The 20,535-nt window shown below is 72.0% G+C and carries 17 protein-coding genes; 7 read left to right on the top strand and 10 right to left on the bottom strand.

Going from position 1 to position 20,535, the window contains the following annotated elements; genetic code table 11:
- The first annotated feature begins 86 nt into the window (after positions 1 to 86).
- Positions 87 to 710, top strand: coding sequence for a hypothetical protein (locus tag Q2K16_RS30445; protein WP_088647384.1), 624 nt, complete (start codon positions 87 to 89; stop codon positions 708 to 710).
- A gap of 69 nt (positions 711 to 779) precedes the next feature.
- Here Q2K16_RS30445 and Q2K16_RS30440 read toward each other — a convergent pair whose 3' ends face one another.
- A complete protein-coding gene (locus Q2K16_RS30440; RefSeq protein WP_302741877.1) occupies positions 780 to 1,676 on the bottom strand; it encodes a DUF72 domain-containing protein in 897 nt (298 codons plus the stop codon).
- Positions 1,677 to 1,833: 157 nt separating this feature from the next.
- On the opposite strand from Q2K16_RS30440, the gene Q2K16_RS30435 reads away from it, so the two are divergent.
- Both Q2K16_RS30435 and Q2K16_RS30430 read left to right on the top strand, forming a co-directional pair.
- The gene (locus tag Q2K16_RS30435) at positions 1,834 to 2,340 is read left to right on the top strand and encodes a DinB family protein (protein WP_302741875.1); all 507 of its coding nucleotides are present in this window, start codon (positions 1,834 to 1,836) and stop codon (positions 2,338 to 2,340) included.
- A gap of 291 nt (positions 2,341 to 2,631) precedes the next feature.
- Positions 2,632 to 2,892, top strand: a complete 261-nt coding sequence (locus Q2K16_RS30430) for a hypothetical protein (protein ID WP_302741873.1) — start codon at positions 2,632 to 2,634, stop codon at positions 2,890 to 2,892.
- Between the two features lie 155 nt (positions 2,893 to 3,047).
- Here Q2K16_RS30430 and Q2K16_RS30425 read toward each other — a convergent pair whose 3' ends face one another.
- Entirely contained in the window at positions 3,048 to 3,554 is a 507-nt protein-coding gene (locus tag Q2K16_RS30425; protein WP_302741872.1) for a mycothiol transferase, read from the bottom strand.
- A 101-nt stretch (positions 3,555 to 3,655) separates the two neighbouring features.
- Entirely contained in the window at positions 3,656 to 4,027 is a 372-nt protein-coding gene (locus tag Q2K16_RS30420) for a VOC family protein (protein ID WP_302741870.1), read from the bottom strand.
- A 264-nt stretch (positions 4,028 to 4,291) separates the two neighbouring features.
- Here Q2K16_RS30420 and Q2K16_RS30415 point away from each other — a divergent pair, with 264 nt between their 5' ends.
- A complete protein-coding gene (locus tag Q2K16_RS30415) occupies positions 4,292 to 5,686 on the top strand; it encodes an acyl-CoA synthetase (protein ID WP_489671945.1) in 1,395 nt (464 codons plus the stop codon).
- 4 nt (positions 5,687 to 5,690) lie between these two features.
- On the opposite strand, the gene Q2K16_RS30410 is transcribed toward Q2K16_RS30415, so the two are convergent.
- The 4 genes from Q2K16_RS30410 to Q2K16_RS30395 form a co-directional block, all read right to left on the bottom strand.
- Positions 5,691 to 6,530: a metallophosphoesterase family protein gene (locus Q2K16_RS30410; protein WP_302741867.1), complete on the bottom strand. Its 840-nt coding sequence runs from the start codon at positions 6,528 to 6,530 to the stop codon at positions 5,691 to 5,693.
- A gap of 85 nt (positions 6,531 to 6,615) precedes the next feature.
- On the bottom strand, positions 6,616 to 7,254 hold the full coding sequence (locus Q2K16_RS30405) for a 4'-phosphopantetheinyl transferase family protein (protein ID WP_302741865.1): 639 nt from the start codon (positions 7,252 to 7,254) through the stop codon (positions 6,616 to 6,618).
- Positions 7,251 to 8,300, bottom strand: a complete 1,050-nt coding sequence (locus tag Q2K16_RS30400) for a 2-oxoacid:ferredoxin oxidoreductase subunit beta (protein WP_302741864.1) — start codon at positions 8,298 to 8,300, stop codon at positions 7,251 to 7,253. Before Q2K16_RS30400 ends, Q2K16_RS30405 begins: the two co-directional genes overlap by 4 nt.
- Positions 8,293 to 10,128 (bottom strand): 2-oxoacid:acceptor oxidoreductase subunit alpha, encoded by a 1,836-nt coding sequence (locus tag Q2K16_RS30395; RefSeq protein WP_489671944.1) that lies wholly within the window; start codon positions 10,126 to 10,128, stop codon positions 8,293 to 8,295. Before Q2K16_RS30395 ends, Q2K16_RS30400 begins: the two co-directional genes overlap by 8 nt.
- A 424-nt stretch (positions 10,129 to 10,552) precedes the next feature.
- Here Q2K16_RS30395 and Q2K16_RS30390 point away from each other — a divergent pair, with 424 nt between their 5' ends.
- The 3 genes from Q2K16_RS30390 to Q2K16_RS30380 are packed head-to-tail and all read left to right on the top strand — an operon-like array spanning position 10,553 to position 14,019.
- Entirely contained in the window at positions 10,553 to 12,070 is a 1,518-nt protein-coding gene (locus tag Q2K16_RS30390; RefSeq protein ID WP_302741844.1) for a serine/threonine-protein kinase, read from the top strand.
- A gap of 18 nt (positions 12,071 to 12,088) precedes the next feature.
- Positions 12,089 to 13,393: a sensor histidine kinase gene (locus Q2K16_RS30385; protein ID WP_302741842.1), complete on the top strand. Its 1,305-nt coding sequence runs from the start codon at positions 12,089 to 12,091 to the stop codon at positions 13,391 to 13,393.
- Positions 13,357 to 14,019, top strand: a complete 663-nt coding sequence (locus Q2K16_RS30380; protein WP_302741841.1) for a response regulator — start codon at positions 13,357 to 13,359, stop codon at positions 14,017 to 14,019. Before Q2K16_RS30385 ends, Q2K16_RS30380 begins: the two co-directional genes overlap by 37 nt.
- A 118-nt stretch (positions 14,020 to 14,137) precedes the next feature.
- On the opposite strand, the gene Q2K16_RS30375 is transcribed toward Q2K16_RS30380, so the two are convergent.
- The 3 genes from Q2K16_RS30375 to Q2K16_RS30365 all read right to left on the bottom strand — a co-directional run bounded on the left by Q2K16_RS30375 (position 14,138) and on the right by Q2K16_RS30365 (position 20,506).
- On the bottom strand, positions 14,138 to 16,702 hold the full coding sequence (locus Q2K16_RS30375; RefSeq protein ID WP_302741840.1) for an FtsX-like permease family protein: 2,565 nt from the start codon (positions 16,700 to 16,702) through the stop codon (positions 14,138 to 14,140).
- Entirely contained in the window at positions 16,702 to 17,511 is an 810-nt protein-coding gene (locus Q2K16_RS30370; RefSeq protein ID WP_302741839.1) for an ABC transporter ATP-binding protein, read from the bottom strand. The genes Q2K16_RS30375 and Q2K16_RS30370 overlap by 1 nt, the downstream gene beginning before the upstream one ends.
- A gap of 151 nt (positions 17,512 to 17,662) precedes the next feature.
- Positions 17,663 to 20,506, bottom strand: coding sequence for a helix-turn-helix transcriptional regulator (locus tag Q2K16_RS30365; RefSeq protein ID WP_368052525.1), 2,844 nt, complete (start codon positions 20,504 to 20,506; stop codon positions 17,663 to 17,665).
- Positions 20,507 to 20,535: the final 29 nt, after the last annotated feature.

Below are 20,535 nucleotides of genomic sequence, written 5' to 3'. Positions count from 1 at the left end.
CCCGCACCGACCCGACGGCGGACGGGCGCGTAGCCCCCGGCGGGACGGGTATGCCGCTGCGCCCGAACACGGTGGAGGGGGATCAGATGTCGGAACGACACACCGCACTGCGCTCGATGCACGATCTCGGCCTGGCGGCCTGGTTCGGTGGCTCCCTGATGGGGGCGCTGGGCGTGAACGGAGCGGCGGCCCGGATCAGCGACTCGACCCAACGGCTTCCGGTAGCCTCGGCCGGCTGGTCGCGGTGGACCCCGGTCAACGCGGCGGCGATCGGCGCGCACCTGGCCGGGGCCGTGGGTGAGCTTGCCACCGAGAGCCCCCGGATGATGGCCCAGTCCGGGGTGGGTCGGATGAGCGCGGTGAAGACGGCGCTGACCGTCGGCGCGCTCGCGGTCACCGGGTACAGCCGGTTGGTGGGCATGAAGTTGCAGAACGCCGGCAACCCGCCGGTGTCGGGGACCACCGAACCCAACTACCAGACGCCCGCCGAGGTGGCGCACCGGCAGCGGCAGATGAAGGTCCTCCAGTGGACCATTCCGGCGTTGACCGGGGCGTTGGTGGTGGTCACCGCGTACATGGGTGAGCAGCAGAAGCCGGGCCAGGTGTTCCGGGGGATGCTCGGGCGCGCCGGTGGGCTGATGGGCGCGCCGATGACGATGGGCCGGCTGGCCGCGACGGGGGCCCGGCGGCGGATGGCGATGGCCGGCTGACCGGCGCGCCGGGACCGGCCGGTACGGGGACCGCCGCCAACGCCGCCGGCGGTCCCCGTACCGGCGTGGTCAGTGGCCGGCGGCCGCCGTCGTGGGGGTCACCCCGAGCAGTTCCGCCAGCCGGGCGGCGTCGCGCTGGGCCTGCCCCGCGCAGCAGTTGTTGAACAGCACGTGCAGTTCGCCGGACCGGTCGGCCAGGTCGGTGAGCAGGTCGGCCCAGCGGCGTAGTTCGTCGTCGGCGTAGGCGTACCGGAACCGGTCCTCCTTGCTGCCGTGTTCCCAGTGCGCGCTGTGGCCGTGCATCCGCACCAGCACCGGCTCGGCGGTACCGATCATGATCGGGGGCACCGAGGACGGGTGCCCCTGCGGCATGTCCACGCAGACCAGGCTGAGGTCGTGGTCGCGCAGGAAGGTCACCGTCTCGGCCGCCGCCGCACCGTCGAACCAGGACCCGTGGCGCAGTTCCACGGCGACCCGCCAGGGCCGGCACCGGTCGGCCAGTTCCGCGATCCGCCGCCGGGCGCCCTTCCCCCGCACCAGCCACGGCGGGAACTGCAACAGCACCGCGCCGAGCCGGTCGGCCGCCGCGAGCGGTGCCAGCGCCGCCCGGAACCGGGCCCACAGCTCGTCGTACGCCGCCTCGGGCAGGTCCCGGCGGCGGACCCGGGACGGCCCGGTGGCCGGGCGCAGGTCCCTCGGCAGCACCTGCACCGGCGTCGGGTGCCCGGTGAAGAGGCTGAACGCCTTGACGTCGAAGGTGAAACCCGGCGGGGTGGCCGCCGCCCAGCCGCCGGTGGTCTCCGGCACCGGGATGGCGTAGTACGAGGTGTCCACCTCGACCAGCCCGAACCGTCCGGCGTACCAGCCCAGCCGTTGGGCCGGGGTACGCACCGACCGGGGATACCAGCCGGCGCGCAGCAGCGTCTGATCCGCCCAGGACGACGTCCCCACCCTGATCGTTCCCATGTGGTCCAGTGCACCGCCCGGCGGCCGGATCGGCAACCGCTGGGGCGACGCCGGGCGGTTCCGCCCCGGCCGGGTGCCCGGTGGTGTGGCGGGGCGGAGAGTGTCGGAGGGTGGCCCTAGCGTGACCCTCGACGACATCGACCACGGAGGGTGGCGGATGACCACTTCGGAGCGGGTGCTCACCGGCGAACGGGCCGACCTGGTGCAGTCCCTCGGCCTGCACCGCGGCTTCCTGCGGCACACCGTGCGCGGGTTGACCGACGCGCAGGCGGCGGCCCGCAGCACCGTCAGCGAGCTGTGCCCGGGCGGCCTGATCAAGCACGTGACCACGGTGGAGCACCGGTGGGCGCGGTTCATGGTCGGCGGGGCCGAGGCGATGGAGAGCGAGCCGGTCGACTGGGGCGGCATGTTCCGGATGACCGCCGACGACACCCTGGCCGACCTGCTCGCCCGGTACGCCGAGACGGCGGCCCGCACCGACGAGCTGATCGCCACCCTCGACCTGGACACGGTCCACCCGCTGCCGGAGGCACCCTGGTTCGAGCCGGGGGCGAGCTGGTCGGTGCGCCGGACGGCGCTGCACGTGATCGCCGAGACCGCCCAGCACGCCGGGCACGCCGACATCCTCCGCGAGTCCATCGACGGCGCGAAGACGATGGGCTGAGCCCGACCGGTCACCGTGTGCGGTCGACGACGCGGGTGACGGTGGCCGACATCCCGTCACCGAGCCGGTCGCCGCGTTCGGCACGGCGGGTGTGACGTTCGGGCATGTCGCCAACCTCCCTCAAGGCGACCTGTCCGCCCGATTCTCACCCCAGCGCACACCGACCGGTCACGTACCGTAGGGGTGTCGACCGGGTTCGCGTCGCCGCCGACCGGGGTCGGGTGTGACCGGGGCCACGCCGGGTCCCGTCGGCGTGACGTCACACCCGGTGCCGACGCTGAGGGACACGAGATGACCCGATACCGCCTGGATCAGGAAACCGCTGAGCGGCTGCTCAGTGGGGCGGTCGACGGGTCGACCGGTCGGGTCCGGCCGTTGGTGACGCTGCTGACCGCGGTACGCGCCGCCGCCGCCCCGGCCGAGTTGCGCGGGGAACCGGCGGCGATGTCGGCGTTCCGGGCGATGGCCGTTCGCACGCCGGGGGCAGCCGCGGACGGGCCGGTGGTCGACGGTGACCGCGAACCGACCCGCTCGGCGGGACCCGGCCGGTGACCGGCCGCCGGCCCCGTCGCACCGGTCCAGGAACTCCGCCACCGACGTCCCCACGGCTTCCCTCCCCCACGGCGTGTCACGTGCCCGGTCAGCGTGCCGGCCGAGGGGTGGGGCCGACTCACCCGGACCGGACGGGACCGGGCAGGACGGGACGGTCAGGGCCGGAGCAGGCCCCGCAGGTAGGCGGCCTGCCCGACGTGCTGGAGATCGTCGGCGGCGATGCTGACCAGCCGGACCCCGAGGGTCACCGGCGGGTCCCAGCTCTCGTCGACCACCCGGTCCAGGTCCGCCGGGCGCAAACCGGCCAGGTACGCCCGCGTCCGGTCCGCCACCGTCCGGTGGTAGTCGACAAGCACCTGCGCGCTCTCCGGCCGGACCGTGGCGACCTGTTCCGGGGTGTGGCCGTACCCGGTGTCGGCCGGGTCGGCGGGAAGCCCGAACCGGGCCGCCTGGTCACCGGCCACCCACACCTGGTCGACCCCGAGCAGTTCGGCGACCTGCTGGTCCTGGATCCGGGTGAGGTGCCAGACCAGCCAGCCGACCGGGTTGACGCCCGGCCGGGGCGGGCGGCACAGATCCTCGGGGCTGAGCCCGTCCACCGCCGCGTCCACCAGGTCGGGCAGTTGGTCGTAGATTCCGGTCAGCAGGTCGTCGACGTCCACCGGGGCCTCCTCGTAGCGGCGTACCCGATCGGGATACCGCAGTAGGAGCCCGACAAACCGCTGCGCCGGGATGATCCGTGACCCGCGCGGGCGTCCCCTGGTCAGCTCGGCGGTTCGGGGCGGGTGATGGACCAGCTGCGGCCGTGCGGGTCCCGCAGCAGCACCTCGCGCGGCGTGCCGTTGGCGGCGCTGACCTGAGCGCCGGCCGCGCGGGCGCGGCGCAGCACCGCATCGGCGTCGGCGGAGGTGACGGTGAGCAGCGGCAGCCCGGCGGCGGCCCCGGGCGGGTCGACCCACTCGCTGACCGTGAACAGGTGACCGTCGACGACGAGGTCGGCGGCGAGCACCTGCCCGTCGGGAAGGCACTCCTGCCGGTACGGGACCGCGCCGAAGACCCGGGTGTAGAACGCGATGGCGTCGGACGCGTCGGTGACCGTAAGGTGCGGCGCGGCTGGTGGTTGCTCGGAAGTCATGACGTCGATGCCACCTTCCCCGTCGACAGGCGACGGAACCGTCTGGGTCGACCGTAGGCCGCCCGACCACCGCACCGGCACCCTTACCCGACCCCTCAAGCGTCCCGACGGCAGGCCGGGGCCGCCGTGCCGGCACCCCGGGTGGCGGAGCGTGGTGGGGGGTGGTGGGGGGCCGGTCGCCGCACTAGCGTCGGCGGCACGGGGCCGCGCCGCGCCCCCGCGCGATCGACCGGAGGGGCGTGGACCGTGTCGTTGCTGGCCGCGATGTCATCGTCGGTGGACGACCGTCCGGATCTGGTCCGGGTGGGTGACCGGTCGCTGTCCCGGTCCCGGCTGCTCGGGCTGGCCACCGCCGTCGCCGACGACCTGCACGGCCTGGACCGGGTAGCGGTCGAGACCACCCCGACGATCCACACCGTGGTGGGGGTGGTGGGCGCGTTGCTGGCGGGTACGGCGGTGGTGCCCGTACCGTCGGACGCCGGGCCCCGGGAGCGGGAGCACATCCTGCGCGACTCGGCGGCCCGGGCCCTGCTCGCGCCGGCGGGCACGACCCCGCACGGCTCCCCGGCGGACGGGTTGCCTGTCGTCCCGGTCGACCTGCGCCGGGTGTCGGCGACCACGCACCCGGAGCCCGGACCGGAGCGGACCGCCCTGATCCTCTACACCAGCGGGACCACCGGCGCGCCGAAGGGGGCGCTGCTGTCCCGGGGGGCGATCGCCACCTGCCTGGACGGGTTGGCCGACGCCTGGGCGTGGACGCCTGACGACCTGCTGGTGCACGGGCTGCCGCTGTTCCACGTGCACGGGCTGGTGCTCGGGGTGCTCGGGCCGTTGCGGGTCGGCGGCCGACTGCACCACGTCGGCCGGCCGCAGCCCGAGCGGTACGCGGCGGCCGGCGGGACGCTCTACTTCGGCGTACCGACGATCTGGTCGCGGATCGCCGCGGCGTCGGCCTCCGCGCGGGCCCTGCGCCGCGCGCGGCTGCTGGTGTCGGGCAGCGCGGCGCTGCCCACGGCGGTCTTCGACGACCTCACCGGGTTGACCGGGCACCGGGTCGTCGAGCGGTACGGGATGACGGAGACCCTGATCACGGTCAGCGCCCGCGCCAACGGCCCGCGCCGTCCGGGTGCGGTCGGGGTGCCGCTGCCCGGGGTACGCACCCGGATCGTCGACGAGCAGGGCCGGGACCTGCCCACCGACGGTACGGCGATGGGCGAGCTGCTGGTCACCGGCCCGACCCTGTTCGACGGCTACCTGAACCGGCCGGACGCCGACGCGGCGAGCCGTACCGCCGACGGCTGGTTCCGCACCGGGGACGTCGCCACGGTCGGCCCCGACGGTTGGCACCGCATCGTCGGCCGGGCGAGCACCGACCTGATCAAGAGTGGCGGGTACCGGATCGGGGCGGGTGAGGTGGAGGAGGCGTTGCTGGCCCACCCGGCGGTACGCGAGGCGGCCGTGGTAGGCCTGCCGCACCCGGACCTGGGCCAGCAGGTCACCGCGTACGTCGTCGGCGACGGGGTGACCGGGCCGGAACTGGTGGACTTCGTCGCCCGGCAGTTGTCGGTGCACAAGCGGCCCCGGGAGGTCCGGCTGGTCGACGCCCTGCCCCGCAACGCGCTGGGCAAGGTGCAGAAGAAGCGTCTCGTCGAGGGATGAGCCGTCAGACCTGCACGGGCGTCGGCTGCACCCGCCGCAGCCACGAGTCGGGGCGGGGGCGAGTCCGCCACTCCCGGGGGTAGCCGACGGAGACCTCCTCGAACCGCACCCCGTCGTGCCAGGTCACCCGGGGGATGTGCAGGTGCCCGTAGATCACCGCCGTGGCGTGGAAGCGGCGGTGCCAGTCGGCGGTGAGTTCGGTGCCGCACCACTGGGCGAACTCGGGGTAGCGCAGGATGTCGGTGGGCATCCGGACCAGCGGGTAGTGGTTGACCAGGATCTTCGGCACCGCCGGGTCGCTGCCGGCGAGCCGGATCTCGGTCAGCGCCACCCGGGCCCGGCACCAGGCGTCCCGGCTCGGGTGCGGGTCGGGGTGCAGGAAGACCTCGTCGGCGCAGACCACCCCGGCGGCGTGGGCCCGGGCCAGGGCCTGTTCCTTGCTGGTGACGCCCGGCTCGCGGAACGAGTAGTCGTAGCCGACGAACAGCGGCGCGACCAGCAGGGGGCCGCCGGGCCCGGTCCAGACCGGGTAGTCGTCCTCGGGGGTGCTCACCCCCAGCTCCCGGCACAGCCGCACGATCGCCTGGTAGCGGGCCTCGCCGCGCAGCCGGACCGGGTCCTGGGAGTGGGTCCACAGTTCGTGGTTGCCGGGCGCCCAGATCACCTTCGCGAACCGCTCGGCGAGCAGCGCCAACGCCCAGGTGACGTCGACGAAGAGTTCGGCGACGTCACCGGCGACGATCAGCCAGTCGCCTGTCGCGCGGGGCCACAGGCTCTCCACGATCTTCCGGTTCTCCGGGTACGCCACGTGCAGGTCGCTGACGGCGTAGATGCCGGCGTTCATCGGGTGCGGTCCCCTCGTTCGTCCGGGGTCCGCACGGCGGGGTGCGGCTCCGGGGCGGCTGGTGCGGTGCGGTCCGGCTCGGGTTTCAGTGCGGTACGGCGACGACGGTCAGGGTCAGGCCGGCGTCGTGCAGGTAGCGGCCGTCGAAGTCCCGAACGCGACCGGGGACGAGGACGCGGGCGGTGACGGTGCGGTCGGCCGGGTGCAGGACGATCCGGGCCTCGTCGAAGCCGAGGAAGATCCCGGTGATCGGAAACCAGGCCTTGTAGAGGGACTCCTTGGCGCTGAACAGCAGTCGGTCCCAGTGCGGTCCGGGGACGTCGGTGGTCAGCCGGTCCACCATGGCGCGTTCCTCGGGCAGGGCGATCGCGTCGAGCACACCGTCGGGCAGTGCCGCATCGGGTTCGGCGTCGATGCCGATGGCGCGTACGTCGACCGCGCGGGCGACCACGGCGGCCCGGTACCCGGCGCAGTGGGTGAGGCTGCCGACCACACCGGACGGCCAGACGGGTGCCCCACGGTCGCCGGTGAGCACCGGGGCGGGCGGTACGCCGAGGGCGCGCAGGGCCCGGCGGGCGCAGGTACGGGCGGTGGTGAACTCCCGCTGCCGCTTCTCGACGGCGTCGGCCACCAGCGCGGCCTCCTCGGGGTGCAGCGGCTCGGTGTCGCTGTCGTCGAACGCCTCGACGGCGACGACGCCCGGCGGCGTGATCCGGTCGATCATGCGTCGGCCAGTGGCCGGATCGTCCAGGTGTCGCCGGTGTGGAGGAGGGTGGTGAGTTGTTGTTCGGGGGTGTCGGTGGTGGTGTTTTTGGCGGTGGTGATTTGGTGGTTGATGGTGGTGTCGTAGGTGGGGCGTTGGGTTTGGCGGAGGATGCCGATGGGGGTGTGGCGGTGGTCGTGTTGGGGGAGGCGGGTGAGGGCGAAGGCGTAGGTGGGGTCGGTGGTGGTGGTGTCGTGGATGAGGATGTCTTCCGGGGGGGTGGTGGTGGTGTCGCGGATTTCGAGGTTGAAGCTGTGGGGTGGGTGGACGAGGCAGTGTTGTTTGTTGCGGCCGAAGGTGATGGGTTGGCCGTGTTCGAGGGGGATGAGGTAGTCGTCGCGGGTGTCGGGTTGTTTGAGTTGGTCGAAGGCGCCGTCGTTGAAGATGTTGCAGTTTTGGTAGATCTCGACGAAGGCGGTGCCGTGGTGTTCGGCGGCGGCGCGGAGGATGGTTTGGAGGTGTTTGCGGTCGGAGTCGATGGTGCGGGCGACGAAGGTGGCTTCGGCGCCTAGTGCCAACGACAACGGGTTGAAGGGGGCGTCGGCGGAGCCGGCGGGGGTGGATTTGGTGATTTTGCCGGTTTCGCTGGTGGGGGAGTATTGGCCTTTGGTGAGGCCGTAGATGCGGTTGTTGAAGAGCAGGATTTTGAGGTTGACGTTGCGGCGTAGGGCGTGGATGAGGTGGTTGCCGCCGATGGACAGGGCGTCGCCGTCGCCGGTGACGACCCAGACGGACAGGTCGGGGCGGGTGATGGACAGTCCGGTGGCGATGGCGGGGGCGCGGCCGTGGATGGAGTGCATCCCGTAGGTGTTCATGTAGTAGGGGAAGCGGGATGAGCAGCCGATGCCGGAGATGAAGACGGTGTTCTCGCGGCCGATGTTCAGTTCGGGCATGAATTGTTGGACGGCGGCGAGGATGGCGTAGTCGCCGCAGCCGGGGCACCAGCGGACTTCCTGGTCGGATTTGAAGTCTTTGGTGGTGAGTTTCACGGCGACGGGTTCAGGCATTTTTGCAGACCTCTTCCAGCATCGTCTCCAGTTCGGCGGCGGTGAAGGGTAGGCCGCGGACCTGGTTGTAGGTGATCGCGTCGGTCAGGTAGCGGGCGCGGATGACCTGGGCGAGTTGGCCGAGGTTCATCTCGGGGATGACGACGCGGTCGTAGGCGGCGAGGACGTCGCCGAGGTTGGCGGGTAGGGGGTTGAGGTGGCGTAGGTGGGCTTGGGCGATGGGGTGGCCGCGGTGGCGCAGGGTGCGGCAGGCGGCGCCGATCGGGCCGTAGGTGGAGCCCCAGCCGAGCACGAGGGTCCGGGCGGTGCCGTCGGGGTCGTCGACGTCGATGTCGGGCACGGTGATGGCCTGGATGCGGGCGGCGCGGGTGCGGACCATGTAGTCGTGGTTGGCCGGGTCGTAGGAGATGTCGCCGGTCTTGTCGGCTTTCTCCAGGCCGCCGATGCGGTGTTCCAGGCCGGGGGTGCCGGGGACGGCCCAGGGGCGGGCCAGGGTGTCGGGGTCGCGGAGGTAGGGCAGGAACGTGACGCCGTCGTCGCCGTTGGGTGTGGTGGCGAACTCGACGCGTAGGTCGGGCAGGTCGTCGACGGCGGGCAGCAGCCAGGGTTCGGAGCCGTTGGCGACGTAGTTGTCCGACAGCAGGATCACCGGGGTGCGGTAGGTCAGGGCGATCCGGGCGGCTTCGAGGGCGGCGTGGAAACAGTCCGACGGTGACTTCGCGGCGATCACCGCGACCGGCGCCTCGCCGTGGCGGCCGTGTAGGGCCATGTTCAGGTCGGCCTGTTCGGTTTTCGTGGGCAGGCCCGTGGACGGGCCGGCGCGTTGCACGTCCACGATCACCAACGGCAACTCCAGGGCGACGGCCAGGGAGATCGTCTCGGACTTCAACGCCACACCCGGGCCGCTGGTCGTGGTCACCCCCAGGGCGCCGCCGTAGGAGGCGCCCAGCGCGGCGCCGACCGCGGCGATCTCGTCTTCGGCCTGCATCGTGACCACACCGAGCCGCTTGTGTTTCGACAACTCGTGCAGGATGTCCGACGCCGGGGTGATCGGGTACGCGCCGAGGAACACCGGCAGGCCCGACCGCACCCCCGCCGCGACCAACCCCAACGACAAAGCGGCGTTACCGGTGATGTTGCGGTAGGTGCCCGGCACCATCCTCGCGGGTTTCACCTCGTACCGCACCGAGAAACTGTCGGTGGTCTCGCCGTAGTTCCAGCCCGCCTTGAACGCCGCGATGTTCGCCGCCACCAGATCCGGACGCTTGACGAACTTCCGCTCCAAAAACCGTAGCGTCGACTCGTACGGGCGGGAGTACATCCACGACAACAACCCCAGAGCGAACATGTTCTTCGCCCGCTCGGCGTCCTTCTTCGACACCGCCAACTCCGCCAACGCGCCCACCGTCATCGACGTCAACGCCACCGGATGCACCACGAACCCGTCCAACGACCCGTCCTCCAACGGGCTCACCGCATACCCGACCTTCACCAGGTTCCGACGCGTGAACTCGTCGGTGTTCACGATGATGTCCGCACCCCGACGCAGATCACCCAGATTCGCCTTCAACGCCGCCGGATTCATCGCCACCAACACGTTCGGCGCGTCCCCCGGCGTCAAAATATCGTAATCAGCGAAATGCACCTGGAAACTCGACACCCCCGGCAACGTCCCCGCAGGCGCCCGAATCTCCGCCGGGAAATTCGGCAACGTCGAAATATCATTACCCAACTGCGCCGTCTCCGAGGTGAACCTGTCCCCCGTCAACTGCATCCCATCACCCGAGTCACCAGCAAACCGGATCACCACCCGGTCCAACTGACGCACCTCGGTCCTACCGGCGGTCCCGCCGTCCGCCGTCGGCGCATCGTCGTACCGTGTCGTGGAGGTCATGGGCGATCACGTCCCTCTCTTCTGCACGGCGCGCACCACGACGGTGCGCCGCCGGCGAACGGCGGGCCGGCACCCGGCCCCGGCGGTACCAGCGCAGCCGTCGGCCGGCGCGGTACGGCCACGCAGGTCCGTACCGCCGGGGTCGGCGACCCGCCGTGAGCCGGCGGGATCGCCGACCGTATCAAGCGCCGGCGAGCGCGTGCGACCACACGCTAGGTTCCGGCCCCGGCCGTGCCAACCCTTAGCGATCCCCTACCCCCACCCACCTGCGGAACGCCTGGCGACGGGCCCTCCGGGGCGTCCACCGGGGACAACGCAGGGGGCGCGTGCCTCGACCCGACATGGGACACTTGTCTACATGGGCGAGCTGACCGGCGGCGCAGTGGCCGAGCCTGGGTCACCGCTACGGCCGGGCGACCCGGAGCACGTCGGGCCCTACCGGCTGCGTCGCCTGCTCGGCTCGGGCGGCATGGGGGTGGTCTTCCTGGCCGAGGCGCCGGGCGGGGGCCCGGTTGCGGTCAAGGTCGTCCACGACGAGCTGCGCTCCCGGCCCGAGTTCCGGCGACGGTTCGCCCGGGAGGTCGCCGCCGCCGGCCGGGTGGCCGACTTCTGCACCGCCCGGGTGCTCGACGCCGACCCACAGGGGCCGGTCCCCTATCTCGTCACCGAGTACGTGACCGGGTCGTCCCTGCACGAGCACGTGGCCCGGCACGGCTCGCTCTCCGGCCCGCAGGCCGAGGCGCTGGCCGTCGGCGTGGCCGCCGGGCTCACCGCGATCCACGCCGCCGGACTGGCGCACGGCGACCTGACCCCCCGCAACGTCCTGCTGTCCCCGTTCGGTCCCAAGGTCATCGACTTCGGGCTGGCGAGCCTGATCGAGGCGCTCGACCCGACCACCGGCCCCTCGTACGGCACCCCCGGCTGGTTGGCCCCGGAGCGTCTCGCCGGTTTCCCGCCGGCCCAGCCCGCCGACGTCTACGCCTGGGGCATCCTCGTCGGCTGGGCCGCCACCGGCCGGCTGCCGGTCGACCCCCGGGTCCACCCGGCCGGCCCGCCCGACCTGAGCGGGCTGCCCGCCGGCCTGGCGGCGGTGGTCGCGCGGGCGCTGCGCACCGAGCCCCGCCAGCGTCCCACCGCCCGGGAGGCGATGCTGATCCTGGTCGGCAGCGCCGACACGGCGAGCATCCGGTCGGCGGTGGAGCCGGTGGCGGCCACCACCGAGCAACTCGACGGCACCAGGTGGTACCCGGCGGCCGGCCAGCCGGCCACCCTGGTCGCCGCGACGCCGCCACGTCGCCCGCCGCCGTCCTGGCCGGCGGTGCTGACCGGGGTGGTGGCGGTGGTGGCCGTCGTCCTGCTGGGCGTGGTCGCGCTGCGCCAGGCCGACCAGCGGGGCGCAACGGATGCGGGGGCCGACCCGTCCACTCCGACGGGTGTCGTCACGCCGAGCCCCACCCCGAGCCCGTCGCCCACCCCGAGCCCCACCCCCGCCACCGCGTCCGGGCAGGACGGATCGCTGGAGTTCACCGTGCGGGGGGTGCACTGCGGATCACGGGAGATCGGGTTCTGGCCACTGACCCAGAAGGCGGACGGCGTGTTCTGCATGGTCGACGTCGACGTAGTCAACAAGGGCTCCAAGGGCACCATCGTCTGGCCGCTCAGCCAGCGGCTGGTCGACGCGGACGGGCGGGGATACACACCCGACACCCGCTCGCTGCTCTACTATCCGGACACGCAGCGGTTGACGAAGAACATCAAGCCCGGCGCGACGGTCAGCGGGGCGCTGGTCTACGACACGCCGGTCGGCACCGAACTTCGCCAACTCGTCGTCCACGACACACCCCTGAGCGCGGGCACCACCATCGATCTACCCTGACCGGGAGAGCCGGAGAACATGGACGTCGCCGTCGCCATCGGCCTCACCGGGCGGGCACTGACCCGGGCCCTGCACGCCACCGGGCGGGGCGTGGTGCTCGTCGCCACCGCCGCGCTCAGCCTGGCCCTCTTCATCGTCACCACCCTCGCCACGGCGTTCATCCTGCTCGGTGTCGGGGTGCTGCTGCTGCCACTGGTCACACCGCTGGTCCGCCGGCTCACCGGGCTGTGCCGCAACGTCGCCGCCCGGTGCGGGGTGCCGATCGCCACGCCCTATCTTCCCCTGCCACCGCTCGAACCGGGGATGTTCGGCTGGGTGCAGCGCTGCCGGTCCATTCTCACCGACCCGGCGACCTGGCGAGACCTGCTGTTCCTGCTGCTCAACACGCTGCTCGGGTTCGCCCTCGGGCTGCTGCCGCTCACCCTGCTGGTCTACTCGGTGGAGGGGCTGGTGCTCTCCACCGGGTTCTGGATGCTGATGCGGGAGTCGGGGGTCAACTTCTGGTACGGCTTCACCGCGCTGGACTCCTGGCCACACGCGGCGCTCGGGGCGTTGGTCAGTCTCGCGGTGTTCGGGCTCTGGGCGGCCGTCGCCCCGCACGTGACGGCCGGCCACGCGCACTTCGCCCGGTCGCTCCTAGGGCCGAGTGAACGCTCGGTGATCGCCTCCCGGATGCGGCACCTCTCCGAGACCCGTTCGGACGTGATCAACATCCAGGCCACCGAGCTGCGCCGGATCGAACGGGACCTGCACGACGGCGCACAGGCGCGGCTGGTCGCGATCGGCATGAAGCTCGGCGCGGCCACCCGCCAGTTGAGGACCAATCCGGACGCCGCCGAGACCCTGCTGGTCGACGCGCGCAACGCCACCGCCACCGCGCTGGAGGAGCTGCGCTGCCTGATCCGGGGGATCCATCCGCCGGTCCTCGCCGAGCGGGGGCTGGAGGACGCCATCCGGGCCATCGCGTTGGAGAGCCCGATCGACGTCGAGGTCACCACCGATGTTCCCGGCCGGATGGCCGCCCCGGCGGAGTCCGCCGTCTACTTCGCCCTGTCCGAACTGCTGAACAACGTCGTCAAGCACGCCAACGCCGACCGGGTCAGCATCGACGTGCGCCACGAGGCGGGTCTACTGCGGGCGGTGGTGATCGACAACGGTCAGGGCGGCGCGGACGCCACCCTCGGCACCGGACTCCGAGGCATCGAGCGACGCTGTGCTACGTTCGACGGGACGCTCGTCCTCAGCAGTCCCGAAGGTGGGCCGACCGTCGCGATCCTGGAGCTGCCGTGCGCGTTGTACTCGCCGAGGACCTCTTCCTTCTGAGGCAGGGGATGGTCCAGCTCCTGGAGTCCTACGACTTCGAGATCGTCGCGGCGGTCGACAACGGACCGGCTCTGCTCGACGCCCTGGTGACCATCCGCCCCGAGGTCGCGGTGATCGACGTGCGACTTCCCCCGACGTTCACCGACGAGGGGATCCAGGCTGCCCTGGAGGCCCGACGCCGCTGCCCCGGCCTGCCCATCCTCGTGCTCTCCCAGCACGTCGAGCAGCTGTATGCCAAAGAGTTGCTCGCCGATGCCAGCGGCGGCATCGGATACCTGCTGAAGGACCGGGTGCTCAACAGCGACCAGTTCGTCGACGCCATCCGCCGGGTGGCCGGCGGCGGCACCGCGATGGACCCGCAGGTGATCTCCCAACTGCTGGCCGGTCGGTCCCGCCGGGAGCCACTGTCCACGCTCACCCCACGCGAGCGGGAGGTGCTGAAGCTGATGGCCGAGGGATGTTCAAATACGGCCATCGCGCAGCGCCTCATCGTCAGCCAGGGGGCGATCGCCAAATACACCACCAGCATCTTCACCAAGCTCGACCTGACCCCGGCGGACGACAGCAACCGTCGGGTGCTGGCCGTGCTGGCGTACCTCAACGGCACCCGCGCCGACGTCTCCTGACCCACCCGACCGGGCCCTGCCCGGAGCGGCACCGCGGCGGTGTGCCGGCCCGGTTCACCCACGTCGATGCAGGAGCGCCCCCGGTCGGACGACCGGGGGCGCTCCTGGGTTTCTCGGGTCACTCGACGGCGATGGCGGCCTCCGCCGGCCGGGAGAGCATCGCCCGGCGTCCCGGCAGCAGGGTGGCGGCGAAGGTGAGCCCCACGGCGCCGGCCACCACGGCCAGGTAGATCAGGACCGACCCGGAGGGGACCGGCCGTCCCAGCACCACGATGCTGAACGGCATCAGGGTGGCGACGGAGGCGATGGTCCCGAGGACCACCCCGATGATGGCGACCATGCCGGCCTCGACGCTGAGCATCTGCAGGGCCTGTTGCCGGGTGGCGCCGACGAGCCGCTGCATGCCCAGTTCCCGGCGTCGACCGGCGGTCGCCACGATCAGGGTGTTCGCCACCGAGATCATGGTGTAGCCGGCGACCAGCGCGACGAGCAGGTAGTTGACCCAGGCCAGGGTCTTGGTGCGCTCGGCGAACGTGGTGATCGCGTCGCGCCCCTCGATCAGGGTCCCCGGTTGCCCGGCGGTCTGCTTGCGCAGGGTGGCGGCGAGCGCGTCCCGGTCGGTGCCGGGCTCGGCGGTGACCAGGATCTGCCGGGCCAGCCCGGTGGTGCTGTGGGCGGCGAGCAGCTCGGCGGGGAGCATGATCGTCTCGTACCCCTCCTTCGCCGGGTAGAGCGCGACCACCCGTACGTCCACCGCCGACCGGTCACCGAGGCGCAGGGTGATCTGGTCGCCGATGCCGACGTTGAGGTTCTTCCCGGCGACCTCGGGCAGCGCCACGGTGTCACCTGTGAGATCGGCCAGGTTGCCGGCACTCGCCTGCACCCCGGTGATGCCTGCGGCGCTGGCCCCATTCACCCCCTGGAGGGGCCACGGCGACTCGACGTGCGACCCGTCGTACGGCTTGTTGATCCAACCGGCGCTGGTGACGTACGCGGACGCCTCCTCGACGCCCGACGCGGACCGGATCGCCGCCACCGTGTCGGCGGGGAATCCGCCGGTGGTGGAGCTGAGCACCACGTCGGCACGCAGATTGTCGGAGTAGTAACGCTCCGCGGCCTCGTTCTGGGTGGTCTGCATGTAGAAGTTGGCAAGCGCCAGACCCACCGCCAGCATGATCGGGGTGACCGCGGAGGCGACCCGGACAGCGCGGGTCCGCACGTTGATCGTGCCGAGGTAACCGGCGAGTCCGAAGAACGCCCGCGCCGGCACGCTGAGCATGGCGGCCAGCAGCTTGGTCAGCCCCGGGCTGATCAGCGCGATGGCGATCGCCCAGCACATCACCGCCGGTCCGGCGGTCGCCGAGGCCACCGGGCCCCTCATCGCGATCGCGGTCACCAGGAAGAGCGCGAACCCGCCGCCGAAGAAGAGGAACGAGAACACCACCCGGGGCCAGGTGACCCACTTGCGCTGGAGGGCGGCCTCGGCGATACCGGCGGTCGGCCGGATCTTGGAGGGACGTCGACCGGCGACGTTGGCGGCCATCAGCGCGGCGAAGATCCCGACGGCCGGACCGATCAGATAGGGAAGGAAGCCCTGGTGGAACTCGACCACCGGCGAGATGACCCCGGCCTTCGAAACGATGTGGAAGAGCAGCGGCCCCAGGACCACACCTGGCACGCAGCCGAGGATCGCCGCGCCGACCGCCACCACCAGCGCTTCGCGGCGGACCATCGTCCGGATCTGCCGGGGCGTCGCGCCGATGGAGCGCAGCAGCGCGATCTCCTTCTGCCGCTGCTGCACCGACAGGCCGAGGGTGCTGGCGACCACGAAGATCGCCACGAAGACCGTCATGCCGGCGAACACACCGGCGAGCGGGATGAGCCCGGCCTGCCCGCCGACCGCCTCGGGGAACTCGGCCGCCCCACGGTCGTCGCCGGTCAGCACCACCAGCTTGCGGTCGGCGAGGGCCCGCTCGATCTTGCCGCGCAGGGCCTCCACGTCGGTGCCGGGCTTGGCCACCACGCCGATCGCATCGGCGCTGCCGGTGTGCGGATTGAGTCGCCGCTCGTCGTCCGCGGAGAAGAACAACGCCGTCTGGCCCGTCTCGACCGGCGGCGTGGCGATGCCGCTGACCTGGAAGGAGGAGCTCACCCCACCGACCACCACGTCGACCCGGTCACCGACCTTGACCCGGGCCAGCTTGGCCACCGCCCGGTCCAACACGACCTGGCCGGCCTGCGCGGGCGGCTGCCCGGCGAGCTTGTACGGCCCGAGCTGGGCCGACTCCCACCCGTGGCCCAGCGACTGGGTGCCGACGATCACCGGTGCCCCGTTGCGGACGACGGTGGCGACGAAGGACGACTCGGCGACCGCCCGTTCGACCCCGGGCACCTCCTGGATCTTGTTTACCAGGGTCGGGTCGATCCAGTACCGTTCGGCAAGCGGCACGGACTTGATGTCCTTGGTGTCCTGCGGGTCCTTCTTGGGCACGCCGTAGGTCTGCTTGCCGCTGACCACGACGTCGGCCGCCGCCAGGCGCTGCGGCGGGACCGCCAGCCGGATGCCCGTCTCCATCAGGCCACCGCAGGCGACGATCAGCGCCACCCCGAGGAAGACCGCGGCGAAGGTCGCGATGAACGCGAGCCTGCGGTAGCGCAGGGTGCGCCAGGCGAGGTACGTCATCAGAAGCCACTCCCGCCGGCGGACTGCGTCGCCCGGTTCTGCTGCCAGGCGGTCAGGTGGGTCATCCGCTCGGCCACCACGTCGGCGGTGGGGGCCTCCAGCTCACCGATGAACTGGCCGTCGGCGAGGAACAGCACCCGGTGCGCGGCGGACGCGGCGACCGGGTCGTGGGTCACCATGATGATCGTCTGGCCGCCGCTGGACACCGTCTCGCGGAGCAGTTGCAGCACCTCGATGGTGGTCTGGGTGTCAAGCGCACCGGTCGGCTCGTCGGCGAAGATGACCGCCGGCCGCATGATGAGCGCCCGGGCGATCGCGACCCGCTGCTGCTGACCGCCGGAGAGCTCGCTCGGCAGGTGTTTGCGTCGCTCCGCCAGCCCCACCCGGCCCAGCACCTCCACCACGGAGGAACGGTCGGGGCGACGCCCGGCCAGCCGGAACGGCAATCCGACGTTCTGCTCGACGGTGAGCGCCGGCATCAGGTTGAACGCCTGGAAGATGAAGCCGACCCGCTCGCGGCGGAGGATGGTGAGCTGGTTCTCGTTCATGCCGCTGAGTTCCTTGCCGTCCAGCATCACGGAACCGGACGAGGGCACGTCGAGCCCGGCCGCGCAGTGCAGGAAGGTGCTCTTGCCGGAGCCCGACGGCCCCATCACGGCGGTGAAGCTGCCCCGCGGGAAGCTCATGGTGACGCCGCGCAGCGCGTCGACCCGGTTCTCGCCGCGCCCGTATGTCTTGCGCACGTCCCCCAGTCGGACCGCGTCGACGGCACCGCTGGTGGGCGTCCGATTGTCTTTGTTCCAGTTCACCTCATGCTCCCCGCAGAAGAACGTCGCCTGACGGCGGTGGGTATACGTTCACGCTATGCAACGGGCAGGCGGCGCTCTATGGAGCTAATGACCCGAAGCGGTGGGTCTAGACCCACGCCTCGGGGTCGGCTTTCGAGGCTTCCGCACCAGCTCAGCTCGCCTGTACCGCCGCCGACTCCCAGTGCGCCCAGGAGCGCTCGGCCCCGCTCGGTGCCACGGCCAGCAACCCGGCCCCGGTGGCGTCCATCGGCAGCCCCAGCGACAGCTCGGTGCGTCGCCGGACGTTCAACTTCCGGTAGACCCGGGTCAGGTGCTGCTCGACGGTGCTCACCGTGATGTACAGCTTCTTGCCGATCTCCCGGTTGGTGTGACCCAGCGCGGCCAACGTGGCGACCCGCTGCTCGGCGTCGCTGAGCCGGGACATCTCCTCGTGCTCGGAGGGGGCGTCCGACTCGTCACCGCCCGAGGCGTCCCCACCGGGCAGCAGTCGACGACACAGCGCCTGCGCCTGGATGTCCTTGGCCAGCTGCATCGCGCTGCGGGCCACCACCCGTGAGGTGTTGAACTCACCGCGCCCGTAGTGGGCGCTGCTGAGCGCGGCGAGGGCGAGGAACAGCTGGTAGCGGTCGCCGGCCTCCTGGAGCAGGTTGGCCGCCTGACGCAGGCTGTTGACCCGTTGCTTGACGTCGAGCGCCGACCCGAGCAGCCGCAGCGAGATGCCCCTGGTGCGGGCGTTCTCGGCACCGGGCCGGGACAGTTGCTCGGTCACCAGCCCCTTGGCGAGTTCGGGTCGACCGGACCGCAGGTAGACCTGGGCCAGATCGCCCCGCCAGGGCAGCAGGGTGGGCAGGTCCAGCCTCCACTGGGTGGCCAGTTGCCCGCACGTCTCGAAGTCGGCGAGGGCCGCGTGCACGCGTCCGCCGGCCAGGTGCAGGTGGCCGCGGGCCCGCAGGTAGAGCGGCCAGAACCAGGTGTCCCGCATGGCATCCGGGATGACGTGCTTGAGCTGTGCCTCAGCCTCGTCCAGCTTGTCCATGCCGATCTTGGCGAGCAGCAGGTTGGACAGTGGCGAGCCGATCGCGACACCCCAGTTGTGCGGGGACATCGCGTCCAGCGCCTCACGGGCGAACCGTTCGCTGAGCGGCAGGTCGCCCTGCCGTAGCGCGATGTGCGACCGCACGTCGGACAGGATGGCGTGCCAGGTGGTCGCACCCCGCGCCCCGGCCTCGGCCCCGAGGACGTCACACCAGTGCACGGCCCGGTCCATCCGGTCGGCCCAGACGAGCGTCTGCAACGCGCACAGGGCCGATTCCAGTCCGACGTCGACCAGCAGGTGGCTACCGAGCACCTGCTCGGCGCGGGCGATCACGTCGTCGGTCACCCCGTCGGTGAGGACGGCGGTCAGCGACGGGGTGGCCGACCCGAGCGGGCCTTCCGCGCGGGCCGCTGTCACGGCCGACGCCGTCGCCGTCGGGCTGCCGGGGGTGGTGTCGAGTTCGGCGAAGGCGACCGGGAAGTGCAGCCGCAGCCACTCGGTGCACCCCTCCAGCTCGGCGGCGGTGGTGGCGTCCCACTGCTGTCGCGCCGCACGCAGGTGCCGCAGCGTCTCCTGGGCGTCCTCCCGGTGGCCGTGCCAGAGCTGGTAACGCAGCAGCGCCGCCGCGTGCCGCTCGGAGAGGTGCCCGGCGCGCAGCGCGTCGCGCTGGGACTGGAGGTGCTGGCTCACCGCTGCCGGATTGATCCGCCACTGGCAGTCGGCCAGCAGCGCGGTCAACGCCGCCTTACGGGGGGCGTCGTCGCACATCTCGTGAGCCAGTTTGAGCGCCTCCACCGCGTCGTCGACGCGGTCCTCGGCGAGCGCGTGGGTCGCCGACTCCTGGAGCACGGTGATCGCCCAGGGCTCGACCAGGCCGCCGGCCGCGAGCAGGTGGGCCCCGATCGCCGAGGCGGGCGCGCCCTCGGCGTGCAGCAGTTCGGCCGCACGGGCGTGCATCTCGGACAGCGCCTCCGGAGCGAGGTCGTGCAGCACCGCGGCCCGCGCCGCCGGATGGCGGAACCGGCCCGCCTCCAGCAGGCCGGACGTGGCCAGCGCGTCGAGTACCCACTGGACGCGGGCCGGCTTGCTGTCCAGCAGCCGGCCCAGCAGCGCCGGGGTGGCGAAGTCGCCGAGCAGGGCCAACCCGTGGGTCGTCTCCAGGATCACCGGGTCCCACCGCCGCAGGCAGGCCAGGACGGCCTGGCGGAACTGGCCGCCGACGACCACCTCGGTGCCGTCGGGCGCCCCCGCGGCCCGCCGGTCCTGGCCGAGCGCGTGTAGCAGCAGCGGGTTACCGCCGCTGACCCGGTGGTACGCCGGAGCGAGCGCCACGGCGGTGTCCCGGTCCATCCAGCCGCTCAGCAGCTCGACGACCCCCGCCTCCGAGAGTGGGGCCAGCTGGATGTTGCTGAAGCAGGCGTGCCGGGTGAGCTCGGCGCGGAACTCCGGATTGAACGGTTGGGGTTGGGGTGACTCGGTGAGCACCACCAACAGCTGCGCGGCGGTGAGCCGGCGTTGCAGGTAGAGCAGGGTCTGCAGGGTGGTCTCATCGGCGAACTCGACGTCGTCGACGAGCAGGACGAGCGGCCGTTCCCGGGCGAGGTCGAGCAGTTCGGCGCACATCCCCCGCACCGCGTTGATGTCGACCGCGCCCTCGGTGGTGGCCTCCCCAGGCTCGACGAACGTGGCGATGCGGCCCAGCGTCTCGGCCGGCAGCGGCACGCTGTGGAACAGTTGCCCCATCACGGCGGCAGGCAGCAGTCGCTCGGCCCGCGAGCAGGCGGCGCTCAGCACCAGACCGCCGGTCGTCTCGACGTGGTCGGCGAAGGCCCGTAACAGCTCGGTCTTGCCCGTGGCACCGGGGCCGCCGATCAGCGCGACCCGTCCCCTGCCCGTGGCGCTTCCGGAGTAAAGGTCCCGCAAGATGTCAAGCTCGCGGGTTCTCTCCACGAATTCCACCCGTCTCCCCCCAGGTCAGCGGTGACGCA

This window comes from Micromonospora cynarisoli, from assembly GCF_030518815.1.
Classification (GTDB): domain Bacteria; phylum Actinomycetota; class Actinomycetes; order Mycobacteriales; family Micromonosporaceae; genus Micromonospora; species Micromonospora wenchangensis.
Note: the sequence above shows the minus strand (reverse complement) of the source record. Positions and strands in the feature narration are given on the sequence as shown.